This window comes from Arthrobacter sp. JCM 19049 (assembly GCF_001310435.1).
Genome location: NZ_BAXF01000278.1, coordinates 1 through 2,881 on the forward strand (window position 1 = coordinate 1; position 2,881 = coordinate 2,881).

A 2,881-nucleotide genomic window follows, 5' to 3' on the forward strand; every position below is an offset into this window, starting at 1 on the left:
CGGCCTCGTCGCGCACGGCCGGGGCGTAGCCGTGCCCCTTCTCGGTCATCGCGTGCACCAGCACCGGCCCGGCATACTGGCGGGCCTGCAACAGCGCCTCTTCGACCGCGGCCTGGTTGTGCCCGTCGATCGGGCCAATGTACTTGATGCCCAGGTCCTCGAACAGGCCCTGGGGTGCCCACCAGTCCTTGATGCCCTTCTTGGTGGCGTGCAGCGACTTGTAGGTGAACTTGCCCACCGCGCCGGAGTCCTTGAGCTTGTCCTTGAGCTTGTCCATCGCGGTCTCATAGGCCGGGTGGGTGCGCACCTTGTCCAGCTGCTGGCGCAGCCCGGAGAGCTGGTTGGCCAGGCCCCGATGGTCGGGGCGTAGGAGCGGCCGTTGTCGTTGACCACGATGACCGCCTTGCGGTCCTTGTCCGCGGCGATGTTGTTCACCGCTTCCCAGGCCATCCCGCCGGTCAGCGCGCCGTCCCCGACCAGCGCCACGGCGTAGCGTTCGGTTTCCCCGCCTAGCTTGTAGGCCCGGGAGATGCCATCGACCAGGACAGGGACGAGGAGGCGTGCGAGGATTCGACGATGTCGTGTTCGGATTCCCCGCGGTCCGGGTATCCGGACAACCCGCCCTGCTGGCGCAGGGTGGCGAAGTTCTGGCGCCCGGTGAGCAGCTTGTGCACATAGGACTGGTGGCCGGTGTCGAAGAGATGGAGTCGGTCGGCGAGTCGAAGATCCGGTGGATGCCCAGGGTCAGTTCCACCACGCCCAGGTTCGGTCCCAGGTGTCCGCCGGTGCGCGCGACGTTGTCGATCAAAAAGGCCCGGATTTCCGCGGCCAGTTCCTCCATTTGCGCCAGGGACAGGGCCCGCAGATCGCCAGGCTTCTTAATGGTCTTCAATAAAGACACGGTCATCCCCTTTACATTCTCGCCCATAACGGACACTACCAGTCCGTGCGGCAGCAATTCCGCGCGAAAGCAAAAGTATAGCCGCGCACCGACCTGTTCCATTATCCGTCACGGCGCGGCCGCACGCGAATCAGCGGGCCATGAAGTTGGCTACCCTCGGCTCTTTTAGAATGGGTGGATGAGCAGCGCTGCCCCCAGCATGGTTTTCGATTTGGACGGCACCCTGTGCTTTGACGGCGTCAGTGTTGCCGCGCCGATCATCCGCGCCATTGACAGGGTCATCGCCGCGGGACGGCCGGTGGCATTTGCCTCGGCCCGTCCCATCCGGGACATGCTGCCCCTGTTGCCGGCGGCCTGGCATGGGCACCTGTTGATCGGGGCCAACGGGGCTCTGGTGCGACACGGACGGCAGGGTGCGGCCCGGAGCTTTGGCGAAGTGGACCGCCGCGAACTGGATGCGATCATTGAGCGGCACCAGCTGGCCTACTTGATCGACTCCCCATGGGACTACAGCTATACCGGCCCGGCCGGACACCGGTTGCGCCGACAGGTGGATCCGGGCGGGCTGGCGCGCAACCTGCCGCGACGGCACCTGAAGCGGTACTGCAAGGTCCTGCTGTTCAGCGACGCACCGCAAGTGCTTGACTGTCTCTCGTCCCTGCAGCTGGTGGCGCACCGGCACACCGGGCAGGGGCTGATCGACCTCTCCCCCGGGCGCACGACGAAGGCCGAGGCCGCCGCGCAGTGGCTTGCCGGGCCGTTCGTGGCCTTCGGAAATGACGCGAACGATGCCCAGCTGTTCACGGCCGCCCGGTTCTCCGTGTGCGTCGGCTCGCACCCGGTAGCGGGGCTTGCAGACCTGGTGATCGCCGCGCAGCAGGTCTCCTCCACCATCATGGCCATGCATGAACGCCTGCTCGCCGAGGCCAGCACCCCCTTGCGCTAGGACCAGCACCGGTTCCCCCGCGGCAGGGGCCGTGGCCGCGGCGCTAGTTGCGGTTGATGCTCACCATGGCCGCCACGTCCAGGTCCGAGGGCACCCCCTGGAAGCCGGCCTGGCTGAGCAGCACGGCGCCGAACACGGTGCTCCAGAAGGTGCGCACTTCCTTTTCCACGGACTTGGGCATATGCCAGGCCTTGTCCTCCAGCACCGTCTCCACATAGCGGGTGGACTGGCGGAAGAGGACCTTCATGCCGGCCACCAGGCTCGGCTGCACGGACGTGTTCGCCCGCCCCATGCCCAGCGCGGTGACACCATCGGGGTGGAGGGCACGGCCAGTGCGGTGCGGGCCAGGGCGGTCACAAATGACTGCGGACTGGAGGCCCGCCGGGAGAGGACCGCAGGCGCGCCGAATCCCGCAGCAGCAGCGAGAACGCGGCGTCCACGTAGAGCCCGTCCTTGGACCCGAATGGTGGGTGATCTGGTTCGGGTAGACCCCGGCGTGGGTGGCGATGCGCGAGACGGTGACGTCCTCGGGGGCGAAGCGGGCGAAGAGCTCTACGGCGCTGGCCGGATCCGGGAGCGAGTCACCGAACCGCGCACCTGCCTGCCCGTATGACTGCTGACTCGCTGCGGCTGACTCATGGTATAGTCTAGACAAACCAATAAGACTTGTTTCCCATACAAGAAGGATGATTCATGGCCAATGTTGTGGTTTCCGGATATGGCGCGATCACCCCACTGGGCCGTGGAGCCCAGCAGTTGTGGGAGGGGCTGAACGCCCAGGAATCGGGGATCGGCACCCTGGAGGATGAAGCTTCAGCGCCGCCGGACTGGGCACTGCGGTGGCCGCGGCGGTCACCGTGGACATGGAACAGCTGCTGGGCCGGCCGAAGTCACGCCGGCTGGACCGGTCCCAGCAGTTCGCCCTGCTCGCCGCGCAGGAGGCGTGGGAAGACGCCGGCCTGGATGAGGTCGACCCCGAACGCCTGGCGGTGGTCATCGGCACCGGCATCGGCGGGCTGACCACGCTGCTGGCC

General features: G+C 66.9%; 3 protein-coding genes and 1 pseudogene. 2 read left to right on the plus strand and 2 right to left on the minus strand.

The window, feature by feature from the left end:
- Positions 1 to 901: pseudogene (locus tag JCM19049_RS10905) on the minus strand (1-deoxy-D-xylulose-5-phosphate synthase N-terminal domain-containing protein); the annotation flags it as partial.
- Positions 902 to 1,079: 178 nt separating this feature from the next.
- Between JCM19049_RS10905 and JCM19049_RS10910 the strand changes: the two are divergent.
- The gene (locus tag JCM19049_RS10910; RefSeq protein ID WP_054821603.1) at positions 1,080 to 1,847 is read left to right on the plus strand and encodes an HAD-IIB family hydrolase; all 768 of its coding nucleotides are present in this window, start codon (positions 1,080 to 1,082) and stop codon (positions 1,845 to 1,847) included.
- A 43-nt stretch (positions 1,848 to 1,890) separates the two neighbouring features.
- Here the strand turns inward: JCM19049_RS10910 and JCM19049_RS20320 are convergent, their stop codons facing one another.
- The gene (locus JCM19049_RS20320; RefSeq protein ID WP_279402998.1) at positions 1,891 to 2,502 is read right to left on the minus strand and encodes a TetR/AcrR family transcriptional regulator C-terminal domain-containing protein; all 612 of its coding nucleotides are present in this window, start codon (positions 2,500 to 2,502) and stop codon (positions 1,891 to 1,893) included.
- 184 nt (positions 2,503 to 2,686) lie between these two features.
- Here JCM19049_RS20320 and JCM19049_RS10920 point away from each other — a divergent pair.
- On the plus strand, positions 2,687 to 2,881 hold a 195-nt coding region (locus tag JCM19049_RS10920; protein WP_279402999.1), incomplete at its 3' end, for a beta-ketoacyl synthase N-terminal-like domain-containing protein.